This window comes from Aminobacter sp. P4_D5 (assembly GCF_056401815.1).
The window spans coordinates 1-803 of the sequence record NZ_JBFUIP010000573.1; the positions used below are offsets into that span (position 1 = coordinate 1).

2 protein-coding genes are annotated in these 803 nt (G+C 70.4%); both read left to right on the plus strand.

Going from position 1 to position 803, the window contains the following annotated elements:
- On the plus strand, positions 1-389 hold a 389-nt coding region (locus AC1DWF_RS33570), incomplete at its 5' end, for a hypothetical protein (protein WP_476842819.1).
- A partial coding sequence (locus AC1DWF_RS33575) for a Bug family tripartite tricarboxylate transporter substrate binding protein (RefSeq protein WP_476842820.1) occupies positions 386-803 on the plus strand: 418 nt, incomplete at its 3' end. The genes AC1DWF_RS33570 and AC1DWF_RS33575, both read left to right, overlap by 4 nt.

An 803-nucleotide genomic window follows, 5' to 3' on the forward strand; every position in this document is an offset into this window, starting at 1 on the left:
GGGTTGCCACGCATGCCGTCATCGAGGGCCATTGGTGGCCCCAAAAACTGCTGACGAGCACCGAGGTGACGGAAGAGGACATCGCCGCCGCCGAGATCCGCGTGCTCGATCACATGCAGGGCTGGCGCAGCATCGTGCCGACCTACGAGGCCATCCTCGCCTTCGACCTGCCAGCCGCCTTGCGCCAGGTGCAGGCGCCGACCCTGGTGCTGGAGTTGCGAGCCGCCAACGAGGCACACCTGCCCCGCCAGGCCGAGCGCATCTGCGCGATCATGCCCAACGCGATCCCTGGCCACGTCCTCGACGCCGATGGGCTGACGCCGGAGCGGCGTCCCACTGATATCACCGAGGCCTTCCTGCCCTTCCTGCTCGCGGAGACGGCGCCATGATCACACGTGCTCGCTTCCTGACCGGCCTCGGCGCCACGCTGGCCGCGCCGCGTCTCGCACGGGCGCAGGACACCGCGCCCACGCGCATCATCGTGCCCTTCGCGGCCGGCGGCCCGGCGGACCTCGTCGCGCGCACGCTCGCCGCGCGCATGGGCGAGGCGATGGGCCAGACCTTCGTCATCGAGAACCGCGATGGCGCCGGCGGCAATATCGGCACCGCCGCCGTGGCCCGCGCGGCGCCGGACGGCAAGACGCTGCTGCTCGGCACCAATGGGCCGCTGGTCATCAATGTCAGCCTGCTCGCCTCAATGCCCTTCGACCCGCTGAAAGATTTTTCGCCGATCAGCTACCTGGCCTCGGTGCCGCTCTACCTCGCGGTCCCGGCGGCGCTGCCGGCACGGGATGTGAAGGAGC